Annotated in this window: 27 protein-coding genes; 21 read left to right on the forward strand and 6 right to left on the reverse strand. The window is 65.8% G+C overall.

Annotated elements, in window-relative coordinates; translation table 11 throughout:
- Positions 1–100: 100 nt before the first annotated feature.
- Positions 101–730 carry a sigma-70 family RNA polymerase sigma factor gene (locus tag FFS68_RS04965; RefSeq protein WP_249340029.1) on the forward strand — a complete coding sequence of 210 codons (630 nt, stop codon included), beginning with the start codon at positions 101–103 and terminating at the stop codon, positions 728–730.
- Positions 731–736: 6 nt separating this feature from the next.
- On the opposite strand, the gene FFS68_RS04970 is transcribed toward FFS68_RS04965, so the two are convergent.
- Positions 737–1,531, reverse strand: coding sequence for a response regulator (locus FFS68_RS04970; protein WP_137752101.1), 795 nt, complete (start codon positions 1,529–1,531; stop codon positions 737–739).
- A gap of 352 nt (positions 1,532–1,883) precedes the next feature.
- On the opposite strand from FFS68_RS04970, the gene FFS68_RS04975 reads away from it, so the two are divergent.
- From FFS68_RS04975 to fghA, 12 genes are all read left to right on the forward strand, one after another.
- Positions 1,884–3,284 carry a GAF domain-containing protein gene (locus FFS68_RS04975; protein WP_249340018.1) on the forward strand — a complete coding sequence of 467 codons (1,401 nt, stop codon included), beginning with the start codon at positions 1,884–1,886 and terminating at the stop codon, positions 3,282–3,284.
- Between the two features lie 51 nt (positions 3,285–3,335).
- A complete protein-coding gene (locus FFS68_RS04980) occupies positions 3,336–4,586 on the forward strand; it encodes a putative DNA modification/repair radical SAM protein (RefSeq protein ID WP_137752103.1) in 1,251 nt (416 codons plus the stop codon).
- 8 nt (positions 4,587–4,594) lie between these two features.
- The gene (locus tag FFS68_RS04985) at positions 4,595–6,010 is read left to right on the forward strand and encodes a UdgX family uracil-DNA binding protein (protein ID WP_349290369.1); all 1,416 of its coding nucleotides are present in this window, start codon (positions 4,595–4,597) and stop codon (positions 6,008–6,010) included.
- Positions 6,010–7,023, forward strand: coding sequence for a ligase-associated DNA damage response exonuclease (locus FFS68_RS04990; RefSeq protein ID WP_137752105.1), 1,014 nt, complete (start codon positions 6,010–6,012; stop codon positions 7,021–7,023). The genes FFS68_RS04985 and FFS68_RS04990 overlap by 1 nt, the downstream gene beginning before the upstream one ends.
- Entirely contained in the window at positions 7,020–8,588 is a 1,569-nt protein-coding gene (locus FFS68_RS04995; protein ID WP_137752106.1) for a cisplatin damage response ATP-dependent DNA ligase, read from the forward strand. The genes FFS68_RS04990 and FFS68_RS04995 overlap by 4 nt, the downstream gene beginning before the upstream one ends.
- Before the next feature lie 192 nt (positions 8,589–8,780).
- Complete coding sequence (locus FFS68_RS05000) at positions 8,781–9,395, forward strand: superoxide dismutase (RefSeq protein ID WP_137752107.1); 615 nt, start codon at positions 8,781–8,783, stop codon at positions 9,393–9,395.
- A 61-nt stretch (positions 9,396–9,456) separates the two neighbouring features.
- A complete protein-coding gene (locus tag FFS68_RS05005) occupies positions 9,457–10,836 on the forward strand; it encodes an L-serine ammonia-lyase (RefSeq protein ID WP_137752108.1) in 1,380 nt (459 codons plus the stop codon).
- Positions 10,837–10,866: 30 nt separating this feature from the next.
- Positions 10,867–11,976: an S-(hydroxymethyl)glutathione dehydrogenase/class III alcohol dehydrogenase gene (locus FFS68_RS05010; RefSeq protein WP_137752109.1), complete on the forward strand. Its 1,110-nt coding sequence runs from the start codon at positions 10,867–10,869 to the stop codon at positions 11,974–11,976.
- Positions 11,977–12,067: 91 nt separating this feature from the next.
- Positions 12,068–12,928, forward strand: a complete 861-nt coding sequence (purU, locus tag FFS68_RS05015) for a formyltetrahydrofolate deformylase (protein WP_137752110.1) — start codon at positions 12,068–12,070, stop codon at positions 12,926–12,928.
- Between the two features lie 54 nt (positions 12,929–12,982).
- Positions 12,983–13,360 carry a VOC family protein gene (locus FFS68_RS05020; protein ID WP_137752111.1) on the forward strand — a complete coding sequence of 126 codons (378 nt, stop codon included), beginning with the start codon at positions 12,983–12,985 and terminating at the stop codon, positions 13,358–13,360.
- A 16-nt stretch (positions 13,361–13,376) separates the two neighbouring features.
- The gene (locus FFS68_RS05025; RefSeq protein ID WP_137752112.1) at positions 13,377–13,880 is read left to right on the forward strand and encodes a prolyl-tRNA synthetase associated domain-containing protein; all 504 of its coding nucleotides are present in this window, start codon (positions 13,377–13,379) and stop codon (positions 13,878–13,880) included.
- Positions 13,877–14,725 carry an S-formylglutathione hydrolase gene (gene fghA / locus FFS68_RS05030; protein WP_137752113.1) on the forward strand — a complete coding sequence of 283 codons (849 nt, stop codon included), beginning with the start codon at positions 13,877–13,879 and terminating at the stop codon, positions 14,723–14,725. Before FFS68_RS05025 ends, fghA begins: the two co-directional genes overlap by 4 nt.
- Before the next feature lie 140 nt (positions 14,726–14,865).
- Here the strand turns inward: fghA and FFS68_RS05035 are convergent, their stop codons facing one another.
- The 5 genes from FFS68_RS05035 to FFS68_RS05055 all read right to left on the reverse strand — a co-directional run bounded on the left by FFS68_RS05035 (position 14,866) and on the right by FFS68_RS05055 (position 20,014).
- Positions 14,866–15,843, reverse strand: coding sequence for a quinone oxidoreductase (locus tag FFS68_RS05035; protein WP_137752114.1), 978 nt, complete (start codon positions 15,841–15,843; stop codon positions 14,866–14,868).
- Positions 15,844–16,036: 193 nt separating this feature from the next.
- On the reverse strand, positions 16,037–17,908 hold the full coding sequence (locus FFS68_RS05040; protein WP_137752115.1) for a DEAD/DEAH box helicase: 1,872 nt from the start codon (positions 17,906–17,908) through the stop codon (positions 16,037–16,039).
- Positions 17,909–17,973: 65 nt separating this feature from the next.
- On the reverse strand, positions 17,974–19,152 hold the full coding sequence (locus FFS68_RS05045; RefSeq protein WP_137752116.1) for an NAD(P)/FAD-dependent oxidoreductase: 1,179 nt from the start codon (positions 19,150–19,152) through the stop codon (positions 17,974–17,976).
- A gap of 209 nt (positions 19,153–19,361) precedes the next feature.
- Entirely contained in the window at positions 19,362–19,541 is a 180-nt protein-coding gene (locus FFS68_RS05050; RefSeq protein ID WP_137752117.1) for a hypothetical protein, read from the reverse strand.
- Positions 19,538–20,014 (reverse strand): GreA/GreB family elongation factor, encoded by a 477-nt coding sequence (locus FFS68_RS05055; RefSeq protein WP_137752118.1) that lies wholly within the window; start codon positions 20,012–20,014, stop codon positions 19,538–19,540. The genes FFS68_RS05050 and FFS68_RS05055 overlap by 4 nt, the downstream gene beginning before the upstream one ends.
- Between FFS68_RS05055 and FFS68_RS17805 the strand changes: the two genes are divergently transcribed.
- The 8 genes from FFS68_RS17805 to FFS68_RS05090 are packed head-to-tail and all read left to right on the forward strand — an operon-like array spanning position 20,013 to position 24,492.
- Positions 20,013–20,189 (forward strand): hypothetical protein, encoded by a 177-nt coding sequence (locus tag FFS68_RS17805; RefSeq protein ID WP_171003746.1) that lies wholly within the window; start codon positions 20,013–20,015, stop codon positions 20,187–20,189. The two genes, FFS68_RS05055 and FFS68_RS17805, sit on opposite strands and share 2 nt — an antisense overlap.
- Positions 20,179–20,472 carry a DUF2282 domain-containing protein gene (locus FFS68_RS05060; RefSeq protein ID WP_137752119.1) on the forward strand — a complete coding sequence of 98 codons (294 nt, stop codon included), beginning with the start codon at positions 20,179–20,181 and terminating at the stop codon, positions 20,470–20,472. Before FFS68_RS17805 ends, FFS68_RS05060 begins: the two co-directional genes overlap by 11 nt.
- A 5-nt stretch (positions 20,473–20,477) precedes the next feature.
- Positions 20,478–21,344 (forward strand): DUF692 domain-containing protein, encoded by an 867-nt coding sequence (locus tag FFS68_RS05065; RefSeq protein ID WP_137752120.1) that lies wholly within the window; start codon positions 20,478–20,480, stop codon positions 21,342–21,344.
- Positions 21,337–22,032, forward strand: a complete 696-nt coding sequence (locus FFS68_RS05070; protein WP_137752121.1) for a putative DNA-binding domain-containing protein — start codon at positions 21,337–21,339, stop codon at positions 22,030–22,032. Before FFS68_RS05065 ends, FFS68_RS05070 begins: the two co-directional genes overlap by 8 nt.
- Before the next feature lie 3 nt (positions 22,033–22,035).
- Positions 22,036–22,494 carry a DoxX family protein gene (locus FFS68_RS05075; protein ID WP_137752122.1) on the forward strand — a complete coding sequence of 153 codons (459 nt, stop codon included), beginning with the start codon at positions 22,036–22,038 and terminating at the stop codon, positions 22,492–22,494.
- Complete coding sequence (locus FFS68_RS05080; protein WP_137752123.1) at positions 22,491–23,012, forward strand: sigma-70 family RNA polymerase sigma factor; 522 nt, start codon at positions 22,491–22,493, stop codon at positions 23,010–23,012. The genes FFS68_RS05075 and FFS68_RS05080 overlap by 4 nt, the downstream gene beginning before the upstream one ends.
- Before the next feature lies 1 nt (position 23,013).
- Positions 23,014–23,664, forward strand: a complete 651-nt coding sequence (locus FFS68_RS05085; RefSeq protein ID WP_137752124.1) for a DUF1109 domain-containing protein — start codon at positions 23,014–23,016, stop codon at positions 23,662–23,664.
- Positions 23,665–23,724: 60 nt separating this feature from the next.
- Complete coding sequence (locus FFS68_RS05090) at positions 23,725–24,492, forward strand: head GIN domain-containing protein (RefSeq protein WP_137752125.1); 768 nt, start codon at positions 23,725–23,727, stop codon at positions 24,490–24,492.
- The last annotated feature ends 31 nt before the right edge of the window (positions 24,493–24,523 follow it).

The raw sequence follows: 24,523 nt of genomic DNA on the forward strand, positions 1-24,523 counted from the left end.
GCTTTTTTGGTGCGCTCGCTGCTTCGGGTTTGCATCGGGGGAGCAAGGCGCTAAGCCTGAACCGCTTCGCGAACGTGACTGCCAAAACTAAGGCCATATTATCAACAACCTGACGCCTCCAACGCTCGACCCGCAACCGCTCGACGATGCCAGCTTCAAGCGTGAACTGGCGGCGATGCTGCCGCACCTGCGCGCCTTTGGCCGCAGTCTGTGCGGCAACGCCGACCTGGCCGATGATCTGGTGCAGGAAACGATGCTGAAGGCGTGGAAGGCGCGCGAACAATATGTGCCGGGACCGGCCAGCATGAAAAGCTGGGCGTTCGTGATCCTGCGCAACTGTTTCCTGTCGCAGATGCGGCGCAAGAAATTTACCGCCGAATATGATGAGCTGGCGGCCGAACGACTGCTCGTCGCGCCCGACGATCAGGACGACAGCCTGCACCTGGCCGACGTCCAGCGCGCGCTGTTGATGTTGCCGGTCGATCAGCGCGAGGCGCTGGTGCTGATCGGGGCTGGTCAGCTATCCTATGAGGAAGGCGCGGCGATCTGCGACTGTGCGGTCGGGACGATGAAAAGCCGCGTGTCGCGCGCGCGCGCCGCGCTGCAAGCCATATTGGAAAGCGGCGCGATGCCGCTACGCAGCACCGATGAACTCGCGTCGAGCGAAGTGTTCCGGTCGATCATGGACGACGTCGATCACCTGACCGCGAACGGACCCGGGCGCGATTGATCGTCGTTACGCCGCAAGCTGCGGGGTGAACAACAGGCTCTGACTGATCGCGGCGCGCACCGTATTTTCGCGAAACGGTTTGGAAATCAAAAAGGTCGGCTCGACGCGCCCGCCGGTGAGCAGCCGTTCGGGAAACGCGGTGATAAAGATCGCCGGCACCGGCGCAATCGCCAATATATCCTGCACCGCGTCGATCCCCGACGACCCGTCGGCGAGCTGGATATCGGCGAGCACCAGCCCGGCATCGGTCGCCTCGAACGCGGCCACGGCATCGGCATGCGTCGCGGCAATCCCGGCGACCTTGTGGCCGAGCGCCCGGACGATCTGTTCGAGTTCCATGGCGATCAGCGGCTCATCCTCGATGATCAGCACCGACGTTCGCGATTCCCGGTCAAGTTCGCCCACAGCATCGGCCAGCAATGTTTCGACCGTCGTGCCGTCGGTGCCGGTGATGGTCGCCGCTTCGCCGACCGAAAAACCCTCCAGCGCGGTCAGCAGCAGGATCTGTCGGCCGAGTGGGGTCATTTGCGCCAGCCGCTGGTTCGCGGCGTGGACGAAGGGATCCTCGCCGTCGTCGTCGCCTTCGCCATCGTCGATATAAGCGCTTTCCCAGATGCGGTGGAAATTGCGGTACAGATCGATGCGGGTGCTGTGGCCGGCGCTGAATTCGTCGGGGGCGGCGACAATCACCTCCAGCGTCGTGTGGACAAAATTGTCGCCATGCTGCTGGCTGCCCGTCAGCGCGCGCGCGTAACGCCGCAAGAACGGCAGATGCCCGCGAATTTCATCACCCAAACTCATGCAATTTATCTCCCGCCCAGACAGGGTATACGCGGTCCGCCGGATATCGGTTCCGCATCGACGCGTCAAAATCGCGCCGCCAACCGCGACGTCCCTGTGCGCTGGGTCACTGCAACTTGTCCGGTTGCGGTGCGTAGAGTCAGCCGAGACACGACAGGCCGATATGTAAGTGAGTGGAATAACGCCACTTTCCTTATTTTGCGGCAAGCATGCTTTTTTAGGGACCATATTCATGGCAGAGCGGCCCGGTGCGGTACGAGGAAGCGAGGGGCGACACTTGATAGACGGGGCTGATCTGGATCCAGCGCAGACCGAACGTCTGCGCCTCACCACGTTGCGCGAATACCGAATCATGGACACGGCGCCGGAAGAGGGATTTGACCGGGTCACCAAAATGGTTGCCGACCTGTTCGATGCGCCGATCGCGCTGGTGTCGCTGGTCGACGACTGCCGCCAATGGTTCAAATCATCCTATGGCCTCGACACCCCCGAAACGCCGCGCGACATCAGCTTTTGCCAATATGTCCTGACCGAGGACAAGCCCGTCATAGTCGTCGATGTGCTGGGCGACGAACGGTTTCGCGACAATCCGCTGGTCACCGGCGATCCCTTTATCCGCTTTTACGCCGGGGTGCCGCTGCGCGCCTATAATGGCGCGATCCTGGGCACCTTGTGTGTCATCGATCGCAAGGAACGGGCGGTTCTGGCCGAGCGCGAAGTGGCGCGGCTCGAAGATTTCGCCGCGATCATCATGGCAGAGGCCGACATTCGCCGCATCGCGGCCGAACGCGATGACGCGCGGCAGACGCTGGAGCGCGCGCTCGATTTTTCGGGCATCGCGACCTGGCGCTATGATGCCCGGACCGGCGCGATCGAGTGGCGCGGTGCAGTCGCCGAACTGTGGGGCGCCGATTTCGAGACCGCGCTCGCCCATATCGACGGCTTTTTCGACCGCCTCCATCCCGACGACCGCGAAGCCGTGCGGACCGTGCTCGACGGGTCGATTTCAAACGGCACCCATTATGCGACCGAATATCGCATCGAGCATCCCGAACGCGGGGTGCGCTGGATCGCGGTGCGCGCCGACTGGGACGTGCGGTCCGACGACGCCATTCTGACCGGGATCAGCACCGACATCACCGAACAGAAAAGCCGTCAGGAAAATGCCAATCTGTTGATGCGCGAATTGCACCACCGGATGCGCAATTTGTTCGCGACGGTCAGCGCGATCATCTCGCTCACCCGCCACGCGGCGACCGATGTCGATGATTATGTCGAGCGGATCAGCGGGCGGCTCGACGCCTTGAACCGCGCGCAGAACGTCCTGCTCGGCGCCAATTTCATGACGGGGTCGATGCATGCGCTGCTGCGCGAGGTCGAGGCGGCGTTTCCGCGCATCCGCTGGTCGGGCCCCGACCTGCTCCTCCCCGAAAACGCGCTGGTGGCGATGGCGCTGGTGTTCAACGAACTGGCGACCAATGCGGTCAAGCATGGCGCGCTGTCAGGAGCCAGCGGCGACGTCGATGTCCAATGGACGCAGGATCCCGAAGGCGACGCGCCGCGATTGTTCCGGCTGACCTGGACCGAAACCGGCAATCACGGCCCGATCGGCCCGCCTGAAAAGACCAGCTTTGGCACCTTGTTGATGGAGCGCAGCGTCCGCAACAATCTGGGCGGCACGATCGAGCGTCATTGGGAACCGACGGGGCTGGTGCTCGACATCAGCTTGCCGGCGCGGTGGCGCGACGCCTGACCGCGTCCGGTTGATTTGTTCGCTTTATGTTCCTGTGTTACAGCAGGGGCGATGGCGGAAAAGATGATTCTGGAAAAGCTCGGTCTTTTGGCCGACGCCGCGAAATATGATGCGTCCTGCGCGTCGTCGGGGACGGTGAAGCGCGATTCGACCGAGACCAAGGGGATCGGGTCGACCGAGGGCATGGGCATTTGTCACAGCTATGCTCCCGACGGTCGCTGTATTTCGCTGCTCAAGATCCTGCTGACCAATTTCTGCATCTACGACTGCCGTTTCTGCATCAACCGCGCGTCGAGCAACGTCCCGCGGGCGCGCTTCAATCCGCAGGAGGTGGTCCGGCTGACGCTCGATTTCTACAAGCGCAATTATATCGAGGGGCTGTTCCTGTCGTCGGGGATCATCCGATCCGAAGATTATACGATGGAGCAGCTGGTCGAGGTCGCGCGCATCCTGCGCGAGGAGCATCGGTTTGGCGGCTATATCCATCTCAAGACCATCGCCGGCGCCGCGCCCGAACTGATTGCGCGCGCCGGGCTGTTCGCCGACCGGCTATCGACCAATGTCGAGCTGCCGACCGCGGCCGGATTGCAGAGCTTTGCGCCCGAGAAAAAGCCCGCGACGATCCGCAAGACGATGGCGTCGGTGCGCGTCGGCGCCGACGACGCGATCGAGGCGAGCAAGGGGCGGTTGCTCAAAAAGGCCAAGCCGCCGCGCTTCGCGCCTGCGGGGCAATCGACCCAGATGATCGTCGGCGCCGACGGATCGTGCGACGATGACATCTTGGCGAGTGCGACCAGCCTGTATTCGGGCTATCGGCTGCGCCGCGTCTATTATTCGGCGTACAGCCCGATCCCCGACGCCAGCAGCGACCTGCCGCCGGTGCGCCCGCCGCTGATGCGCGAACACCGACTCTATCAGGCCGACTGGCTGCTGCGCTTTTATGGTTTTCAGCGGGCAGAGATCATGGAGGGGGCAAGCGGCGGGATGCTCGACCTCGCCATCGACCCCAAGCTCGCTTGGGCGCTGATGCGGCGCGACATCTTTCCGGTCGACATCAACCGCGCGCCGCGCGAACTGCTGCTGCGCGTGCCGGGGCTGGGGACGCGCGCGGTCGACCGGATCGTCGCGGTGCGGCGCACCGGCAAGCTGCGGATTGGCGACCTGGCGAAGCTCACCGCGTCGGTGAAGAAGCTGCTGCCGTTCATCGTCACCCCCGACTGGCGGCCGGGGTCGCTGACCGACAGCGCCAGCTTGCGCGCGCGCTTTGCGCCGCCCGCGGAGCAATTGTCGCTGGCGCTATGAGGGAGGTCGTGCTCGCCCGCCCCGGCGATTTCGCCGAATGGCGCGATGCGGCGCGGGCTTTGCTGGCCGGTGGCGTGCGGCCGGAGGACGTGAGCTGGCGCACCGCCGACGAAGGGGCGTCGCTGTTCGGTGACGCGGCGCCCGCAGCGCCCACCACGTCGGTCACCCTGCCGCGCGAACTGGTCGCAATGACCAACCGGGTGATCTGCCATCGCGATGCTGCGGTGTCGGCGCGACTCTATCGCATCGTCTGGCGCGCGCTGCGCGACCGCCAGCTGCTCGCGCGGCGGACCGATCCCGACATCGACTGGCTCAGCAAGGCCGAAAAGGCGATCCGCCGCGACATTCACAAGATGCACGCTTTCGTGCGCTTCCGGCGGCTGGGGGAAGAGGCGGGGCGCGAGAGCTTTGCGGCATGGTTTGAACCCGACCATCGCATCCTGCGGCTGACCGCGCCCTTCTTTCAGCGCCGCTTCTACGGCATGGACTGGGCGATTGTGACGCCCGACGCGCGGGCGATCTGGACGGACGAGAAGCTGATCTACGGGCCCGGCGGGACGAAGGGCGAAGTGCCCGACAGCGACGTCGTCGAGGATCAGTGGCGCACCTATTATGGTGCGATCTTCAACCCGGCGCGGGTCAAGATCGCCGCGATGCGCGCCGAAATGCCGAAGAAACATTGGAAGAACCTGCCCGAAGCACAGGATATAGCGCCGCTGCTCGCGGGCGCCGCGGCGCGGGTGGAACGCATGCGCGAGACCGCCGTTTCGCTAGCAAACCCGCAAACCGACAAATGGCGAACCCGCGTGCCCGAAACCCTGGCCCTGACCGACGAGATCGAGACGCTGGACGAACTCGCGCGCGCCGTCGGCGGCTGTACGCGCTGCACGCTCCATTGCCATGCGACGCAGGCGGTGGTCGGCGAAGGACCATCGGCGGCGCGCATCATGCTGGTCGGCGAACAGCCGGGCGATCGTGAGGATCTGGAGGGGCGGCCTTTCGTCGGCCCCGCGGGGCAAGTGCTGGGTGAGGCGTTGGCCGAGGCGGGGCTCGACCGCACATCGCTGTTCCTGACCAACGCGGTCAAGCATTTCAAATATGAACCGCGCGGCAAGCGCCGCCTCCATCAGAATCCGACAACCGGCGAGATCGACATCTGTCGCTGGTGGCTCGACAAGGAGCGCGCGCTGGTGCAGCCCGACCTGATCGTCACCTTGGGCGGCAGCGCGCTGCGCGGGGTGACGGGAAAGAGCATGGGTGTCATGTCGATGCGCGGTGTGGTGCACGAACTTGCGGGAGGCACAAAGCTGGTCGCGACGATCCATCCCTCTTTCCTGCTGCGCTTGCCCGATCGGGCGCGCGCCGCCGAGGAACGCGCGGCGTTCGTCGCCGATCTGGCGCTGGCGCGAAAGCTCGCCGCCTGATGGTCAAGCCAAAGCCCTGGCTCGAACCGCATCCGCACGGGCTGTATGTGAAGCCCGCCGACCTGTGGATCGATCCCTCGCGCGCCGTCGAGCGCGCCGCAGTGACCCATGGTCATGCCGACCATGCGTGCAGCGGCCATGGGTCGGTGTTCGCGACGCCCGAAACGCTGGCGATCATGGCGCTGCGTTACGGCGTCGATGCCGAGGCGAGCCATAATCAGGCGTTCGGCTATGGCGACGGGTTCGAGCGCGGCGGGGTGCGCTTCAGCTTTCATCCCGCGGGGCATGTGCTGGGCAGCGCGCAGATATTGATGGAATATCAGGGCGAACGGATCGTCATCACCGGCGATTACAAGCGGCGGTACGACCCGACCTGCGCGCCGTTCGCGGTGGTGCCGTGCGACATCTTCATCACTGAGGCGACGTTCGGGCTGCCGGTGTTTCGTCATCCGCCGACCGGGGGCGAGATCGCCAAGCTGATCGGCGCGGTGCGCGCCGAGCCTGAGCGTTGTGTGCTTGTGGGCGCCTATGCGCTCGGCAAGGCGCAGCGGGTGATTGCCGAGCTGCGCGCGGCGGGGTGGAACGCACCGATCTATATCCACGGCGCGCTCGAAAAAATGTGCGCGCTTTACGCGGTGCACGGCGTCGATCTGGGCGAGTTGCGGCTCGTCGGCGAAACCGACAAGGCCGACATGGCTGGGCAGATCGTCCTCGCGCCGCCCTCGGCGCTCAATGATCGCTGGTCGCGGCGGCTGCCCGATCCGGTGACTGCGATGGCGTCGGGCTGGATGCGGGTGCGCCAGCGCGCGCGGCAGCGGATGGTCGAACTGCCGCTCGTTATTTCGGACCATGCCGATTGGGACGAGCTGACGACGACGATTTCGGATGTGAACCCCAAGGAAAGCTGGATCACCCACGGCAGCGAGGACGGGTTGCTGCGTTGGTGCGAGCTGCATCAGCGCAAAGCGCGCGCGCTGCATCTGGTCGGGCGCGATCTGGAGGAAGAGGCGTGAAACGCTTCGCGGCCCTCATCGACCGGCTGATCTACACGCGCTCGCGCAATTCCAAGCTCGCGCTGATCGTCGATTACCTCCGCCATACGCCCGATCCCGATCGCGGCTGGGCGATCGCGGCGCTGACCGAGAGCCTGGATTTTCCTGCGGTGAAGGCGGGGACGGTGCGGACGTTGTTGGCGACACGGGTCGACGAGGAATTGTTTCGGCTGTCGCGGCACTTTGTGGGGGATACGGCGGAGACGGCGGCGTTGCTGTGGCCCGATGGGCCAAGAATAAAGGCCGATCTTAGTGTATCCGAAGCGGTCGATGCACTCGCTACCGCGAGCCGCCGCGACGCGCCCGCAATTGTCGCGTCGCTGCTCGACCGCCTCGACGCCGACGGGCGTTATGCGCTGCTCAAGCTCGCGCTCGGCGGGATGCGCGTCGGGGTGTCGGCGCGGCTCGCCAAACAGGCTTTTGCGCAGGCGTTCGATGTGCCGGTCGACGATGTCGAGGAGCTATGGCACGCGATCCCGCCGCCCTATGCGCCCCTCTTTGCCTGGGGCGAGGGGCGGGCCGAGCGGCCGGACCTGAAGGACGTCGCCTTCTTTCGTCCCTTCATGCTCGCCCATCCGCTGGAGGACGCGACCGTCGACCTCGCCGATTATGCCGCAGAGTGGAAATGGGACGGCATCCGCGTCCAGATTGTCCATGGTGGCGGTCAGACCCGCATCTACAGCCGCGGCGGCGAAGAGATCAGCAGCGCCTTTCCCGAACTGGTCGCGGCGTTTGATCAGGATGCGGTGATCGATGGCGAACTGCTGGTGCGCGGCGAGGTGCAGGGGGGCGAGGCGGCGAGTTTCAACGCGCTGCAACAACGGCTCGGGCGCAAGAATGTGTCGAAGAAGATGCTGACCGATTATCCCGCGTTTGTGCGCGTCTATGACTTGCTTGCGGTGGACGGCAATGATCTGCGGACCCGGCCGTGGACCGAACGACGGCGCCAGTTGGAAGTGTTCGTACCGCGGCTCGCTGACAGCCATTTCGACCTGTCGCAGGTGATCGACGCGACCGACTTTGACGACCTCGCCGCGCGCCGCGCGGGCGCGCGCGATACCGCGATCGAGGGGGTGATGCTCAAGCGCCGCGATGCGCCTTATGTCGCGGGGCGCCGCGCCGGGCTGTGGTATAAATGGAAACGCGATCCGCTCACCGCCGATTGCGTGATGATGTACGCGCAGCGCGGCAACGGGCGGCGCGCGAGCTTCTATTCGGATTATACCTTCGGCTGCTGGTCCGACGCGGGCGAGTTGTTGCCGGTCGGCAAAGCCTATTCGGGCTTCACCGACGAGGAGCTGAAATGGCTCGACAAATTCGTCCGCGACAACACGCTGAACCGCTTCGGCCCGGTGCGCGAGGTCGAAAAGTCGCTGGTGCTCGAAGTCGCATTCGATTCGATCCACGCATCGAAGCGCCACAAGTCGGGGCTCGCGATGCGCTTTCCGCGGATTGCGCGCATCCGCCGCGACAAGCCCGCCGAAGAGGCGGACCGGATTGCGACGCTGCTGGCGATGGTGACGTAAACAGCGTCGTCATTGCGAGGAGCGTAGCGACGAAGCAATCTCCAGCCATCGGTCGGCGCAAGGCCGATGGCTGGAGATTGCTTCGCTTTGCTCGCAATGACGAGCGGAAAATTTGCCCTCAAAACCTTGCAACCGCCCTCCGCCATCCCGAGTTTAAGGTCCCGAACGTTCAATAATAAAACGGAGACTGCCATGACGATCGCTCTTCCCCCGCTGCCCTACAAGCAGGACGCGCTCGCGCCGCATATTTCGGCCGACACGCTCGCGACGCATCATGGCAAGCATCACAAGGCCTATGTCGACAAGGTCAACGCCGCGATCACCGGCACCGAACTCGCCGACAAACCGCTCGAGGAAATCGTCCATCATGCCGAAGGCGCGGGCAACAAGGGCCTGTTCAACAACGCCGCCCAGTCATGGAACCATGCCTTTTACTGGAACAGCCTGTCGCCTGAAAAGACCGCGCCCGAAGGCGATTTGCTCGCCGCGATCACCCGCGATTTCGGGTCGCTCGACGACCTGAAAAAGAAGCTGAAGGAAACTGCGGTAAACCATTTCGCGTCGGGCTGGGCCTGGCTCGTCTCGCGCGACGGCACGCTGTCGGTCACCGATACGCATGACGCCGGGACCGAGCTGACCGCGGGGATCAAGCCGCTGGTCGTCATCGATGTGTGGGAACATGCTTATTATATCGACCGCAAGAATTTGCGCCCGGCCTATGTCGATGCGGTGGTCGACGAGCTGCTGAACTGGGATTTCGCGGCGGAGAATTTCGCGCGCGATACGACCTGGACCTATCCGGCCTGACCGTAAGGTAAATTTCATCTGATACTATCGTCATGGCGGGTTGCCCATTATAGGCGCCGCCATGACCATCAGCCTCTTTGAACTCTTCAAAATCGGCGTCGGACCCTCCAGCTCGCACACCGTCGGGCCGATGGTCGCGGCGCGCCGTTTCACCGTCTGGCTCGACGAGCAGCAATGGCTCGACCGGACCGTGCATGTCGAAGCCGATCTCTACGGCTCGCTCGCGCTCACCGGCAAGGGGCACGCCGCCGATACCGCGATCGTCGCGGGGCTCGCCGGGGAGATCCCGGCCAGCACCAGTCTCGCCGCGATCCGCGCCCATTGGGACCACGCGACGAGCGAAGGTTTTCTCTATCTGCTCGGGCGCCAGCGCGCCCGCTTTCAGCCCGCGCGCGACCTGCATTTCCAGATGCGCCAGCGCCAGCCGTTCCACAGCAATGCGGTGAGCTTTACCGCGCGCGACGCCGACGGCGAGATCGTCGCCAAGCGGATGTATTTCTCGATCGGCGGCGGCTTTGTCGTCGATGAGGACGAGGCGGGGCGCAACAGCCGCGGCGCCGAGGACGAGGTGAGCCTGCCCTTCGCCTTCACCTCGGGCGCCGACCTGCTGAGCATGGGCGCGGCGTCGGGCAAGAGCTTTGCCGAAATGATGCTCGAAAACGAACTTGTCCATCGCCCGCTGGCCGAGGTCGAGGCCGGGCTCGACGCGATCGCGGGGGCGATGGATGCGTCGATCGACGCTGGCTGTTGCAGCACCGGGATTTTGCCGGGAGGCCTGAAGGTCAAGCGCCGCGCGCCGCAGATCGCCGCCGACATCCGCAACCGCCACGAACAAAATCTGACCGATCCGCTCGCGATGATGGACTGGATCAACCTGTGGGCGATGGCGGTGAACGAAGAAAATGCCGCGGGCGGCAAAGTGGTCACGGCGCCGACCAACGGCGCGGCGGGGATCATCCCCGCGGTGATCCGCTTTTACCGGCGCGGCTATCGCGGTGACGATGCCGGGGTGCGGACCTTCCTGCTCGCCGCCGGGGCGGTCGGCGCATTGTATAAGCGCAACGCCAGCATCTCGGGCGCCGAGGTCGGGTGTCAGGGCGAGGTTGGCGTTGCTTGTTCGATGGCCGCCGCCGGGCTGACCGCGGCGCTGGGCGGCACCAACGCCCAGGTCGAAAACGCCGCCGAAATCGGCATGGAACATAATCTCGGCCTCACCTGCGACCCGATTGGCGGGCTGGTCCAGATCCCGTGCATCGAACGCAACGCGATGGGTTCGATCAAGGCGATCGACGCCAGCCGCATCGCGATGATCGGCGACGGCACGCATGTGGTCAGCCTCGACACGGTGATCGCGACGATGCTGCAAACCGGCCGCGACATGCGTGACAAGTATAAGGAAACGTCGAAAGGGGGGCTTGCGGTCAGCGTCGTGGAGTGCTGATAGCCAAGCGAGATTGAGGAGATCACGCCCATGAAGACCCGCGCCGCCGTTGCATTCGAAGCAAAAAAGCCGCTCGAAATTGTCGAACTCGACCTCGACGGCCCGAAAGCGGGTGAGGTGCTGGTCGAGATCATGGCGACGGGCATTTGCCACACCGATGCTTACACCCTCGACGGGCTCGACAGCGAGGGGCTGTTCCCTAGCGTGCTGGGCCATGAAGGCGCGGGCATCGTGCGCGAGGTTGGCGCGGGCGTCACCAGCGTCGTTCCCGGCGACCATGTCATCCCGCTTTACACCCCCGAATGCCGCCAGTGCAAAAGCTGCCTGTCGGGCAAGACCAACCTGTGCACCGCGATCCGCGCGACGCAGGGCAAGGGCTTGATGCCCGACGGCACCACGCGCTTTTCGTACAAGGGCCAGCCGATCTTCCACTATATGGGCTGCTCGACTTTCTCCAACTTCACCGTGCTGCCCGAGATCGCGGTCGCGAAGATCCGTCAGGACGCACCGTTCCAGACCAGCTGTTACATCGGCTGCGGTGTCACCACCGGGGTCGGCGCGGTGACCAACACCGCCAAGGTTCAGCCGGGCGACAATGTCATTGTTTTCGGGCTCGGCGGGATCGGATTGAACGTGCTGCAGGGCGCAAAAATGGCGGGCGCGGGGATGATCGTCGGGGTCGATATCAACCCCGACCGCGAAGAATGGGGCAAGAAGTTCGGGATGACGCACTTCGTCAATCCCAAGGACGTGGACGGCGACATCGTCGCGCATCTGGTCGCGCTGACCGACGGCGGCGCCGAATATACCTTCGACTGCACCGGCAACACGACCGTGATGCGGCAGGCGTTGGAAGCATGCCACCGCGGCTGGGGCACCAGCATCATCATCGGGGTCGCCGAAGCGGGCAAGGAAATCAGTACCCGGCCGTTCCAGCTGGTCACCGGCCGCAACTGGCGCGGCACCGCGTTCGGCGGCGCCAAGGGGCGCACCGACGTGCCCAAGATCGTCGATCTGTACATGGACGGGACGATCCAGATCGACCCGATGATCACCCACGTCCTGACCCTCGACGAGATCAACAAGGGCTTCGACCTGATGCATGCGGGGGAAAGCATCCGCAGCGTCGTGGTGTACTGACCTATACTTATTCGCATTTCCCCGGTGCTTGCCGCCGCGCCGATCTTCGGCCATGCGGTGCCGACGCCGGAGGGGCGGGGGGAATGAACTGATGAGCGGACCTTTTGTCCTGACCTTCAGCTGCGTCGATGCGGTGGGTATCGTCGCTGCGGTGACCGGGCTGCTGGCGGAGCGCGACGGCTTCATCCTCGACAGCCAGCAATATGCCGACCTTGATTCGGGGCGCTTTTTCATGCGCGTCGCGTTTCGCGGCGCGGGGTCGCGCTTTCCCGAGGGACTCGCCGGGGTGCAGGCGGCGTTTGCGCCGATCGTCGCGCGTTTCGCGATGGATGCGCGGATCAGCGACAGCGCGGCAAAACCGCGCTTCGTCATCGCGGTGTCGCAGGGCAGCCATTGCCTCAACGACCTGCTCCACCGCTGGTCGACCGGCAACCTCGCGATCGACATCGTTGCGGTGGTGTCGAACCACGAGCATCAGCGGCGGCTGAGCGAATGGCACGGCGTGCCGTTCCACCACTTCCCGGTGAGCGACGCCAATCGCGCTGAGCAGGAGGCGCGGATCCTCGACCTGATGGCGCGCAGCGGTGCCGATTATCTGGTGCTGGCGCGCTATATGCAGGTGCTGTCGCAGGATCTGTCGGCACAGCTTTCGGGGCGCTGCATCAATATCCACCACAGCTTCCTGCCGGGGTTCAAGGGCGCCAAACCCTATCACCGCGCGCAGGAGCGCGGGGTCAAGCTGATCGGCGCGACGGCGCATTTCGTCACCAGCGACCTCGACGAAGGCCCGATCATCGAACAGGCAGTCGAGCGCGTCGATCACCGCGACAGCGTCGACGACCTGATCCGCATCGGCCGCGACGTCGAGGCACAGGTGCTGGCGAAAGCGGTGCGCTGGGTCGCCGAACAGCGGGTGTTGATCGATGGCCGCAAGACGGTGGTCTTCCGCTAGGCCGTCGAAGGGTATAGGTATCGATTCGCAACCAAAACCAGAGGAGCGCAGGCGATGTACAGCCACAATATGGTCGGCAGCAACGACATTGAAAAATCGAAGACATTCTACGACGCGACCTTCCAGGCGATCGGCGGCAAGCCGGGGATCCAGGACGACAAGGGCCGCCTGATCTATATGCACAACGGCGGGCTGTTCCTGGTGACGCCGCCGATCGACGGCCAGCCGGCGACCGCGGGCAATGGCTGCACCATCGGTTTCGCGATGGAGGATGGCGATCAGGCGAAGGCGTGGCACGACGCCGGTGTCGCCGCGGGCGGCACCAGCATCGAAGACCCGCCGGGCATCCGCGAAGGCAGCTTTGGTCAGCTCTATCTCGCCTATCTGCGCGATCCCGATGGCAACAAACTGTGCGCGCTGAAGCGCCTGTAAGCGGCCGATAGGACCCATGCGCGGCGAAGCGGGACTGCTGGCGGACCTAAGTGCGCTGTCGATCCCCTTCGCCGCCCATGAGCATGAAGCGGTGTTCACCGTCGCCGAAAGCGATGCGGTCAACGCCGCCATCCCCGGCGCGCACACCAAGAATCTGTTCCTCAAGGACAAGCGGGGGGCGTATTGGCTGGTCACCGTGCCGTCCGATGCGCGGGTCGATCTGAAGCGCCTGCCCGGCGCGATCGGATGCAAACATGTCAGTTTCGGCAAGGCCGCCGATATGGATCGGCTGCTCGGCATCACGCCGGGTTCGGTCACCCCGCTGGCGGCGATCAATGCCGCGCCGGGAAGCATCACCGTCGTACTCGACGCGGCGCTGGCCGCCGCCGATCCGGTCAACGTCCACCCGCTGCGCAATACCGCGACGCTCGCGCTGGCGGGCGGCGCGATACTGGACCTGCTGCGCCATTGGGGGCATGACCCGGTGGTCGCCCCCATCCCCGTGCAGGACAATCCATGACCATTGAAACCCTCTCCACCGTTCGCAGCCATGGCGGCACGCAAGGCGTGTACAGGCATCAGAGCACGACGACCGGCACCGACATGACCTTTGCGGTCTTTGTTCCCGATCATGCGCCGGGCGCGAAGCTGCCGGTGCTCTGGTATCTGTCGGGGCTGACCTGCACCCACGCCAATGTGATGGAGAAGGGCGAATATCGCGCCGCCTGCGCCGAGCATGGGGTGATCTTTGTGGCGCCCGACACCTCGCCGCGCGGTGATGCTGTGCCCGATGACCCTGATGCGGCGTGGGATTTCGGGCTGGGCGCGGGCTTTTACGTCGATGCGACCGAGGCACCGTGGGCGGCGAATTACCGGATGCGATCTTACATCGAGGACGAGCTGCCGTCGCTGATCCTGCGCGAATTTGCCGCCGCCGACATGACGCGGCAGGGGATCAGCGGCCATTCGATGGGCGGGCATGGCGCGCTGACCGTCGCGCTGCGGACGCCCGATCGCTTTCGCTCGGTGTCGGCCTTTTCACCGATCGTCGCGCCGTTGCAATGTCCGTGGGGCGAGAAAGCACTCGGCAATTACCTTGGCAATGATCGCGCGGCGTGGGCCGTGTATGATGCCTGCGCGCTGATCGCGGGCGGCGCGCGCGTTGCCGATTTGCTCGTTGATCAGGGCGAGGCGGATAATTTCCTGACCGAACAGCTCAAGACCCACCTGCTGGTCGAGGCGTGCGAGCTGGCGGGGCAGAAGGCCGAGATCCGGATGCAGCCGGGGTATGACCACAGCTATTATTTCATCTCGACCTTTCTGGCCGAGCATGTTGCGTGGCATGCGGAACGATTGAAGGCGTGAATCTCCCCTCCCTGAAAGGGAGGGGTAGCGAGCCTTGCGAACTTGTTCGCTAGGCGTAGCTAGGGGTGGGTATGCGGTAGAGCGCCGCGGCTCGCGTTGCTCGCACCCACCCCCAACCCCTCCCTTTCAGGGAGGGGGGGTCAAGGAATCAGCAGCGTCGATCCCGTCGTCCGCCCCGCCTGCAAATCGGCATGCGCGCGCGCCGCATCCTGCAACGCATAGCGCTGCCCAACCATAATCTTCACCGCGCCGCTTTCGATCATCTCGAACACGCGCGCCGCGCCCGCGGCGCGTTCGCCGGGATGGAGATAATAGTCGAACAGGGTCGGGCGGGTCACGAACTGCGAGCCATGCTGCGCGAGCACGCCTAGGTTCACCCCGGTCACCGGCCCACCGGCATTGCCATAGCTGACGATCAGCCCGCGCCGCGCGGTGGCTTTGAGCGATACGTCCCATGTCGCCATGCCGATGCCGTCGAAGGTCACGGGGACGCCCTGACCGGCGGTGATTTCGCGGACATGCGCGGCGACATCGTCGCTGTTGTACAATAGGACGTGGTCGGCGCCCGCTTCGTGCGCGGCGTGCGCCTTGGCTTCGGTGCTGACGGTGCCGATCACCGTCGCGCCGATCGCCTTTAGCCATTGGACGAGGATCAGCCCGACGCCCCCCGCGGCGGCGTGGACCAGCACGGGCGATCCCGCTTCGACTTTGGCGCAGCGTTCGACGAGCATTTCGACCGTGCACGCCTTGAGCAGCGCCGCGGCGGCGGTTTCGTCGTCGATGGTGGCGGGCAGTTTGAACAGCGACGCCGCGCTAACCAACCTTGCGCTGGCATAGGCGGTGCGTTCGGGCCCAAAGGTCGCGGCGCGGTCGCCGGGCCGGAAACCATGGACGCCGTCGCCGACCGCAATCACCTCACCCGCGGATTCGAGCCCGAGCCCGCCCGGTAACTGCACCGGATAGGTGCCGTCGCGGTGATAGATGTCGATGTAGTTGAGCCCGATGGCACTCTGGCGCAGCAGCACTTGTCCGGGCCCCGGTTTGCCCAGCGTGACGTCGCGCCAGTCGATGACTTCGGGCCCGCCCTGACTTTCGATGAAGGCTTCGATCGCTTTCATGCGCCGCTCTCCTGCTGTCCCGTCCATCTGGTGGGCCGGGCGGCAGGACGCAAGGGCAAGTCGTCCATCGACATCGTCATTGCGAGGAGCCGAAGGCGACGCGGCAATCTCCAGTTATCGGCCTAGCGCAAGGTCGATGGCTGGAGATTGCTTCGCTCCGCTCGCAATGACGAGGTTTTAGGTAGCGAACCGCTTACTTCGACGGGCGGCGCGGGCTGCGCTGGCCGAAGGGCTTGGGCTTGTAGCGATCGGTGGGCTTGCCGCCGGGGCCACCGGGACCACGCGGACGATCGCCAAAGCTGCGGTCGCCGCCGGGCGCGCGGCCCAGCGTGCTGCGCGGGGCACCATCGCGCGGGCCGCTCGAGTGTCCGCCCCCATGCCCGCCTTTATCGCGGCGCGGCGGATAGGTCGGGCCGTCGGGTGCGGGGGTGATCGCCACGCCGCTGTCGTCTTCGCCATCTTCATTGGCGCTGCGGATCACCGCCTCGGCAAAGCGATCGGCGATGGCGCGCGGGATGTTGAACATCGTTTCCTTGGGACCGATGCGGATCGCGCCGATCTCGTTCTTGCTGACATGCCCGCGGCGACAGAGCAAAGGCAGAATCCAGCGCGGATCGGCATTCTGGTGGCGGCCGATGTTGAGGCGGAACCATACGCTGTCCTCGAACCCTTCGCGCTGGTCGCCGCCGGCGCCGCGCTCGGGGCGCTCAAAGCGTTCGCCGCGTTCGGGGCGACCGGCGGCGTCGCGGCCGCGGGCGCTGTTGTCGATGAGGTCTTCGGGGGGCGGCATCAGCGCACGGTGCATCTGAACCAGCGAGGCGGCGATGTCCTCGGGGGTGCGCTCGGCCATCAGGCGCTGCGCGAGTTCGAGATCCTCGGGCTCATGCTCGACGGGGGTGAGCAGTTTTTCCATCAGCCGTTCCTGGTCGCGCTTGCGCACGTCGGCGGCGGTGGGGGCGTCCATCCATTCGGCCTCGATCCGCGCCCCGCGCAGCATGCCGTCGACGCGGCGGCGGCGCGGATAGGGGACGATGATGACCGCGGTGCCCTTTTTGCCCGCGCGGCCGGTACGGCCCGAACGGTGCTGGAGCGCCTCGGCGTCGCGCGGGATTTCGACGTGGATCACCAGACTGAGCGTCGGCAGATCGATGCCGCGCGCCGCGACGTCGGTCGCGACGCACACCTTGGCGCGGCGGTCGCGCAGTGCTTGCAGCGCGGCGTTGCGCTCGTTCTGGCTATGCTCGCCCGACAGCGCGACCGCGGCGAAACCGCGCTCGACAAGGCTGGCGTGGAGGCGGCGGACATTGTCGCGCGTGGCACAGAACAGCATCGCGGTTTCGGCGTCGTGGAGGCGCAGCAGGTTGACCACCGCGCCTTCGATGTCGGCGGGGGCAACAGTGACGGCCTGATAGGCGATGTCGCCATGGCCGCGGTCCTGGCCGACGGTCGAGATGCGCAGCGCGTTCGTCTGGTAGCGCTTGGCGAGCTGCACGATCGGGTTGGGGATCGTCGCCGAAAACAGAAGTGTACGGCGGGTCGCGGGGGTGCCGTCGAGGATTTCTTCCAGGTCGTCGCGAAAGCCCATGTCGAGCATCTCGTCGGCTTCGTCGAGGACCGCGACGCGCAGCGCCGACAGGTCGAGCGCGCCGCGTTCGAGGTGATCGCGCAGGCGCCCGGGGGTGCCGACGACGATCTGTACGCCCTGGCCGAGCGCGCGGCGCTCCTTGCTGGCGTCCATGCCGCCGACACAGGTCGCGATGCGCGCGCCGGCCTTGGCGTAAAGCCAGCTGAGTTCGCGGCTGACCTGCAGCGCGAGTTCGCGCGTCGGGGCGATGATCAGCGCGAGCGGCGAGGTCGCGAACGGCAGGCGGCCGTCCTCGATCAGCTCGTCACCCATCGCGAGGCCAAAGGCGACGGTCTTGCCCGAGCCGGTCTGGGCGGAAACGAGCAGGTCGCGGCCCTTGGCCTGATCTTCGCTGACTTGCGACTGCACGGGGGTGAGCGCTTCATAGCCGCGCGCGGTAAGGGCGTCCGAAAGGACGGGAGAAAGATTTTCGAAAGTCATTATTATCTCAATAACATAGGCGGTCACCGGTGCGGTGACGGGCCGATAGAAGGGGCTCAATGGGCTTAAATCACCTGTCCGGCAGCGTGTCCGCTTGCCCAGGCCCATTGAAAATTATAGCCGCCTAACCACCCTGTGACATCTACGGCCTCGCCGACCGCATAGAGGTTTGCAACGGTTTTGGCCACCATTGTTTGCGACGATAGGCTGGCGGTCGAAATTCCGCCGACGGTGACCTCGGCTTTGGCGAAGCCTTCGGTGCCATTGGGGCGGAAATCCCAGCGCGCGAGCCGCGACTCGGCATCGGCGAGTTTGCGATCGGTTTGCGCCGCGAGTTCGCCGGGGAGGCCGAGGCGTTCGGCGAGCGTTTCGGCGAGGCGATCGGGGAGCATCGCCCCCAGCGCCGCGCGTAGGGTGGCGCGTGGGCGGGTGCGTTTGGCGTCTAGCAGCCAGGCTTGCGGAGCGTCGGGCAAGAAGTCGATCGTGACGGGCTCGCCGTGGCGCCAGTAGCTGCTCACTTGCAGGATCGCCGGACCCGACAGGCCGCGATGCGTGAACAGCGCCGCCTCGCGAAACGCTGCCTTGCCCGCGCGCGCCTCGACCGGGGCTGCGATTCCCGACAGCTCGCGGAACAGCACATCGTCGCCGCCCAAGGTTAGCGGGACCAACGCGGGGCGCGGCTCGACGACCTTGAGGCCGAACTGACGCGCCAAGTCGTAGGCGAAGCCGGTCGCGCCCATCTGCGGGATCGACGGGCCACCGGTGGCGATGACGAGAGCGGGCGCGGAAAAGCTGGCATCGCCGAACCGGACGATGAACTTGCCGTCGGCGTGGGTGACGTCGTGGACCAGCTGCCCGGTGCGGACATCGACCCCGCCCTTTGCACATTCCTCCAGCAACATCGCGACGATCTGTTTCGCCGACCCGTCGCAGAACAGCTGGCCCAGCGTCTTTTCGTGATAAGCGATGCCATAGCGAACGACGAGCGCGATGAAGTCGGCGGGGGTGTAGCGCGCCAGCGCCGATTTGGCGAAATGCGGGTTCGCCGAAATAAAGCGGTCGGGCGCGGTGTTCACATTGGTGAAGTTGCAGCGCCCGCCGCCCGAAATCAGGATCTTCTTGCCCACCTGATCGGCATGATCGAGCAGCAGCACGCGGCGACCGCGCCCGCCCGCGACCGCGGCGCACATCAGCCCGGCCGCGCCGGCGCCCAGCACGATGGCATCAAATTCATTGGCCGACACCGCTACCTTCCCCCTTGATGGGGGAAGGATATGCAGCCTTGCCGCGACGCGGCTAGGCGAAGCTGGATGGGGGTGAGGGTGCGTCCTTGCACCGTCATCTCAGGACGCGAGCGCACCCCCTCCGCTGCGACTAAGCCAGCAAGCTGGCTAGTCTCGCTGCCTCCCCCATCGAGGGGGAGGGTTGGGTTGTGCGAATATTCCATGATCGCTCAGTGCAACTTGGCGATCGACAGGCTGTCGGCCTTGGCGCGCGCCTTCACCGATTCCTCGCTGCGGGTCAGCGCCTTGGCGATCGACTTCAGCGGCATGCCCTTTTTGGCCAGCGTGTGGAGCTTGTCGATTTCGGCCGGGGTCCACGGCTGTTTGTGGCGTTCGAACTTGTCTTTCATGCCTGCGTCTCCGGATCGGTTGCGACGGCGAGGATAGCGATCGCATCCTCGCGGTCCTGATATTCGACGCTCTCGCCGGGCTCGGCACCCATCAGCGCGCGGGCGAGCGGGGCGGAAAAGGCGACGCAGCCCAGCGCCGGATCGGCCTCGTCGCCGCCGACGATGGTGATCGTCTTTTCGGCCGTGCCCAGCCGATAGGTCACGCGGCTGCCGATGCCGACGCTGCCGTCCGCGGGCGGCGCCTGGACGTCGGCGGTCGATTGACGGGTGTGGAAATAGCGCAGGCGGCGCTGCAATTTCTTGCGCGCTTCCGCGTCAACGGTCGCCGCAATCTCGGCCTCGATCTGCGCGACCGCTTCGCCGAGCAGGCGCAGCCCGCGCGGCGTCACCCAGTTCGGGCCGACCGCGATGGGCAGCTCGAATTCCGGTTCCTTATGCTCGTCGTCGCCCTCGCGGCGAAACGCTACGCTCATGGTCTGCTTTCCGGTCGATATCGTAAAAAAACTGCCCCTGCGCGCCGAAGGTGGCGACAAAATGGCGCGGCGCGTCGGCGACCGACGTAACCTTCGGGTGGTTGCCCGCGAAACTCCTGTCGATGCCATCCCCCGCATCATCCGTATTCAAGGGAGTATCCATTATGTCGAATAGCCTGAAACTGTCGCTTGCCGCCTCGGCGGTCCTCGCCATGGCCGCCGGTGCGGTGACCATGCCCGCCGCCGCCGCCGATGGTGCCAAGGAAAAATGCTATGGCGTGTCGCTGAAGGGCAAGAATGATTGCGCCGCCGGTCCGGGCACCAGCTGCGCCGGCACCTCGACCGTCGATTATCAGGGCAATGCCTGGAAGCATGTCGCCAAGGGCAGCTGCGTCAAGATGGGCGGCACGCTGGCCGCGCACAAAGGCAATGCCAAGCCGGTCGCCAAAAAGGGCTGAGCCCGATGTCCCCCCACCCGCTCCGTGACTTGCCGCCGCGCGCCGGTTTCGGGCTGAAGCCCGAACATTATGCCGACGTGCTGGCGGTGGCGGAGCGGGGTGCCCCGCCCGCCTGGGTCGAAGTACACCCCCAAAATTACTTCGGCGCAGGCGGGCCTCCGCATCGCTGGCTGACCGCGATCGCGGCCTATGTTCCGCTGAGTTTCCATTCGGTCGGGCTGTCGCTGGGGTCGGCGGCGGGGGTCGATCGCGGTGAACTGGCGGCGCTGGCCGCGCTGTGCGATCGCTATGAACCGGCGATGGTTTCGGATCATTTGAGCTGGAGCAACGGGCCGGACGACCAATTCCCCGACCTGCTGCCCATCCCCTACAGCCATGCGGCGCTCGATCATTTCGTGCGCGAAGTCGGGCGCGTGCAGGACCGATTGCGGCGGCCGATGCTGATCGAAAATCCATCGCGCTACCTCAGCTATGCGCGGGATGATTGGGACGAGGTCGATTTCCTCCACGAATTATGCCGCCGCAGCGGTTGCGCCCTGCTGCTCGACATCAACAATGTCGAGGTGTCGGCGTTCAACCTGGGGCGCGATCCGGCGCCCTGGCTCGCCGCCTTTGATCCGGCGCTGGTCGGCGAAGTGCATGTCGCGGGACACAGCCGCCAGGATGACGATATGGGCGGCACGATCGCGATCGACGATCATGGGTCGGCGGTGCGCGACAGTTGCTGGGATATGCTGGCGGCATTCTTCCGCCGCGCCGGGCCGAAGCCGGTGCTGATCGAATGGGACAGCGATGTCCCCGATCATGCAACGCTGATGGCCGAAGTGGCCAAGGCCGATGCGTTGCTGGCCTGCGAGCCGGTCGATGCGTGACGGGCAGGTGGCGATCGCCGCGACGCTGCTCCGCGGCCCGGACCACCGGCCCGCCGACCTGTTCGCGGGCGACACCGCCGCCGTGCTGCGCGGGCTGCGCGTCCATGCCAATACCATCTCGCACGCGCGGCTGCGCGCGCTCGAAGCGACATTTCCCCGCACCCGCGACCATCTGGGCGCGGCCGAGTTCAACCGCGTTTCGCGGGCCTTTGTCGATGTCGGCGGCGCGCAGGGCCGGCCGCTGGCGCTGATCGGGGCGACTTTTCCGGGCTGGCTCGCCGATCCGCTCGCCGCCGATCTGGCGCGCGCCGAATGGGCGTGGCTCGAAAGCTATCATGCCGCCGATGCCGCGGCGCTGACGCTCGCCGATCTGGCCGGGCTGGACGAAGCGGCGTTGCTGGGGCTGGCCGTGCGGCGCCATCCGGCGGTGCGCGTCGTCGCGCTGTCACGCCCCGCCGCGCCGCTGCTCGATCCTGGCTTGGCGCGCGACGTGCGGGCGCTGCTCGTGGCGCGCCCCGATGCCGAGGTGCGGCTGCTCGCGATCACCGCTGCCGATGTCGCCGCGCTCGATATGGCGAGCGAAATGTCGCCGCTCGGTAACCTCATCGCGCATCTTGCCGAAATGCACCCCGAAGGCGGTGCCGCGGTCGCGGCGCTGATCGCCGCCGGGGCGTTCGAGAGGGTCTGAAAGATGAAGCGGATAGTTGCTTTTTACGATCGCGGCGTTGCGCTGGCGGCGGGCCGCATCCCCGAGGCGGCCGCGCTGCTGCTGCTGCGGATCGCGCTCGCCGGGGTGTTCTGGCGATCGGGGCAGACCAAGGTGGTCGAGGGCGGAGTGCTGCAAATCGACCCGGCCCAATATGATCTGTTCGCGTCGGAGTTTTCCGGCCTGCCGCTCGATCCCGTGATCGCGGTGCCGCTGACCACTTACGCCGAACATCTGTTTCCGATCCTGCTGCTCTTCGGCTTTGCCACGCGGCTGTCGGCGGGGGCGTTGCTGGTGATGACGCTGGTAATCCAGATCTTTGTTTTTCCCGACGCCTGGTGGCCGGTGCATTCATTATGGGCCGCGATGGCGGCGATATTGATCGTGCGCGGTGGTGGGCTGTTCTCGCTCGATGCGATCATTGCTAGACTGCGCCGCAGATGAGCATCGACGAACCTTCGCTGGCGCGATTGATGACGGCATCGCAGCGCGGTGACCGCGCCGCCTATCGCGCGCTGCTCAACGATTCGCGCCGGTGGTTGACGCGCTATTTCGCGCGCCGCATCGCGCCGCATCAGATCGACGATCTGGTGCAGGAAACGCTGGTATCGATGCACCGCAAGCTGGCGACTTGGGACAACAGCCGGCCGTTCCTGCCCTGGCTGGCGGCGATCGCGCGCTATCGCTGGATCGACATGTTGCGCCGCCAGCGCAACGAGGTCGAACTGGGCGAAGGCGACGCGGCGGTCGGGGCCGAGGACGAGGTCGTCCACGCGCGCCTCAGCCTCGACCGCATGCTCACCCTGCTTCCCGCCGGACAGGCGCAGGCGATTACGCTGGTCAAGATCGAGGGCGCCTCGATCGCCGAAGCATCGCAGATTTGCGGGCAGAGCGAGTCGCTGGTGAAGGTGAATATTCATCGCGGGCTGAAAAAGCTCGCGCAATTGATTGAAAGCGAATGACATGACCGACGCAGCGATCGACACCCTGATCGACGATCTGGCCGGCGAGCTTGAACCGGTGCGCCCGCGCCGCGTCGCGCGCGGGTCTCTGTGGGTCGCGGGCGGCTGGCTGGCGGGCGCCGGGCTGCTGTTGTGGCTGACCGGGATGCGGCACGACCTCGCGGACGGGACGATGATGCCGCCGCTGCCGCTGCTCGCCTTTTGGCTGATCGTTGCGCTGGGCTTTGCCGCGGCGTGGAGCGCGCTGCGGATGGGATTGCCGGGGGTCGGACGCGATTATAGCGGCTGGCGCTGGGCCGGGCTGGCGGCGCTCGCCTTGCCCTTTTCGGCGCTGGTGATGGGACTTGGCGACAGCCATGCGGCGATGGAAGCGGCGCGGCCCGAAAACGGACTGCGCTGCATGGTCGAAGGCGTGCTCGCGGGCCTCGGCGTCGGCGCGGCGCTGTTCGCATGGCTGAAGGGCGGCGCGCCGACATCGCCGACGCGCGCTGGCTGGGTGATCGGCATCGCGGCGGGCGCCGCCGGGGCGACGATCGTGGCGCTGCACTGCGCGTCGAACGATATGATCCATATCGCGCTGTGGCACGGGCTGGCGGTCGTGCTGTCGGGGGTCGCGGGCCGGCTGCTGCTGGCGCCGCTGCTGCGCTGGTAGCATCCGCTGGACAGCGAATCCTTCGTGTGTTATATGGATAACACACGAAGGAGATTTGCGATGCGTAACTGGACGATGGCGGTGTTCCCGCTGGCCCTGGCGATGACCGTTACCGCGTGCAACGGCACCGACCGCAAGGATGGTGACCAGCCGGGCAAGAGCGAGCGGACGCCGTCCGCCGACGCGGGGCCGGTCACGACCAAAAGCTATGCGCTGACCGGTTTTACCGAGGTCAAGGTCGCCGGGCCGGACGACGTGACCATCCGCCAGGGCGATGCCTTTGCGATCAGCGCCAAGGGACCGCAGGCGATCCTCGACCGGCTCGAGATCGAGGTCGACGGGCCGACGCTGTCGATCGGGCGCAAGCGCGAAAGTTTCAGCTTTTCGAGCCGCGATGACGATGATGTCGAGATTACCATCACTATGCCCCGCCTCAATGGGGTGCGCCTGACCGGGTCGGGATCGATCGACGCCGACAGCATCGACGGCGATGCGGTCGAGGCGGTGGTCACCGGGTCGGGCGACCTGAAGATCGCGAAACTGACCGGCAAGCGCGCCGACATCAGCGTGTCGGGGTCGGGCGATATCGAGATCGGCGGCGGCACGGTTGGCGCCGGCGAGTATAGCGTCACCGGATCGGGCGACATCGACGCCGACGGACTCGTCGCCGAGACGCTTGAAGTGTCGGTCACCGGATCGGGCAATGTCGAGGCGCAGGCGACCGGCACCGCCGACGTCGGCATCATGGGGTCGGGCGACGTGACCCTGAGTGGCGGTGCGAAATGTTCGTCGCGCCAGATGGGATCGGGTTCGGTCACCTGCAAATAAGGCAGCGCTGGTGCCGCCTGCCCGGACCGGG

Origin of the sequence: Sphingopyxis sp. L1A2A (genome assembly GCF_005502465.1) — a bacterium.
Taxonomy (GTDB): domain Bacteria; phylum Pseudomonadota; class Alphaproteobacteria; order Sphingomonadales; family Sphingomonadaceae; genus Sphingopyxis.

Coding starts and splice junctions, on each gene's coding strand:
- FFS68_RS05055 (WP_137752118.1), bottom strand. CDS start 20,014: ATGAGCGTAGCGTTTCGCCGCGAGGGCGACGACGAGCATAAGGAACCG.
- FFS68_RS04990 (WP_137752105.1), top strand. CDS start 6,010: ATGGTCAAGCCAAAGCCCTGGCTCGAACCGCATCCGCACGGGCTGTAT.
- FFS68_RS05090 (WP_137752125.1), top strand. CDS start 23,725: ATGCGTAACTGGACGATGGCGGTGTTCCCGCTGGCCCTGGCGATGACC.
- FFS68_RS05005 (WP_137752108.1), top strand. CDS start 9,457: ATGACCATCAGCCTCTTTGAACTCTTCAAAATCGGCGTCGGACCCTCC.
- FFS68_RS05000 (WP_137752107.1), top strand. CDS start 8,781: ATGACGATCGCTCTTCCCCCGCTGCCCTACAAGCAGGACGCGCTCGCG.
- FFS68_RS05080 (WP_137752123.1), top strand. CDS start 22,491: ATGAGCATCGACGAACCTTCGCTGGCGCGATTGATGACGGCATCGCAG.
- FFS68_RS05060 (WP_137752119.1), top strand. CDS start 20,179: ATGTCGAATAGCCTGAAACTGTCGCTTGCCGCCTCGGCGGTCCTCGCC.
- FFS68_RS04975 (WP_249340018.1), top strand. CDS start 1,884: ATGGACACGGCGCCGGAAGAGGGATTTGACCGGGTCACCAAAATGGTT.
- FFS68_RS05020 (WP_137752111.1), top strand. CDS start 12,983: ATGTACAGCCACAATATGGTCGGCAGCAACGACATTGAAAAATCGAAG.
- fghA (WP_137752113.1), top strand. CDS start 13,877: ATGACCATTGAAACCCTCTCCACCGTTCGCAGCCATGGCGGCACGCAA.
- FFS68_RS05070 (WP_137752121.1), top strand. CDS start 21,337: ATGCGTGACGGGCAGGTGGCGATCGCCGCGACGCTGCTCCGCGGCCCG.
- FFS68_RS05050 (WP_137752117.1), bottom strand. CDS start 19,541: ATGAAAGACAAGTTCGAACGCCACAAACAGCCGTGGACCCCGGCCGAA.
- FFS68_RS05065 (WP_137752120.1), top strand. CDS start 20,478: ATGTCCCCCCACCCGCTCCGTGACTTGCCGCCGCGCGCCGGTTTCGGG.
- FFS68_RS05010 (WP_137752109.1), top strand. CDS start 10,867: ATGAAGACCCGCGCCGCCGTTGCATTCGAAGCAAAAAAGCCGCTCGAA.
- purU (WP_137752110.1), top strand. CDS start 12,068: ATGAGCGGACCTTTTGTCCTGACCTTCAGCTGCGTCGATGCGGTGGGT.
- FFS68_RS05075 (WP_137752122.1), top strand. CDS start 22,036: ATGAAGCGGATAGTTGCTTTTTACGATCGCGGCGTTGCGCTGGCGGCG.
- FFS68_RS05025 (WP_137752112.1), top strand. CDS start 13,377: ATGCGCGGCGAAGCGGGACTGCTGGCGGACCTAAGTGCGCTGTCGATC.
- FFS68_RS17805 (WP_171003746.1), top strand. CDS start 20,013: ATGGTCTGCTTTCCGGTCGATATCGTAAAAAAACTGCCCCTGCGCGCC.
- FFS68_RS05040 (WP_137752115.1), bottom strand. CDS start 17,908: ATGACTTTCGAAAATCTTTCTCCCGTCCTTTCGGACGCCCTTACCGCG.
- FFS68_RS05085 (WP_137752124.1), top strand. CDS start 23,014: ATGACCGACGCAGCGATCGACACCCTGATCGACGATCTGGCCGGCGAG.
- FFS68_RS04980 (WP_137752103.1), top strand. CDS start 3,336: ATGGCGGAAAAGATGATTCTGGAAAAGCTCGGTCTTTTGGCCGACGCC.
- FFS68_RS05035 (WP_137752114.1), bottom strand. CDS start 15,843: ATGAAAGCGATCGAAGCCTTCATCGAAAGTCAGGGCGGGCCCGAAGTC.
- FFS68_RS04970 (WP_137752101.1), bottom strand. CDS start 1,531: ATGAGTTTGGGTGATGAAATTCGCGGGCATCTGCCGTTCTTGCGGCGT.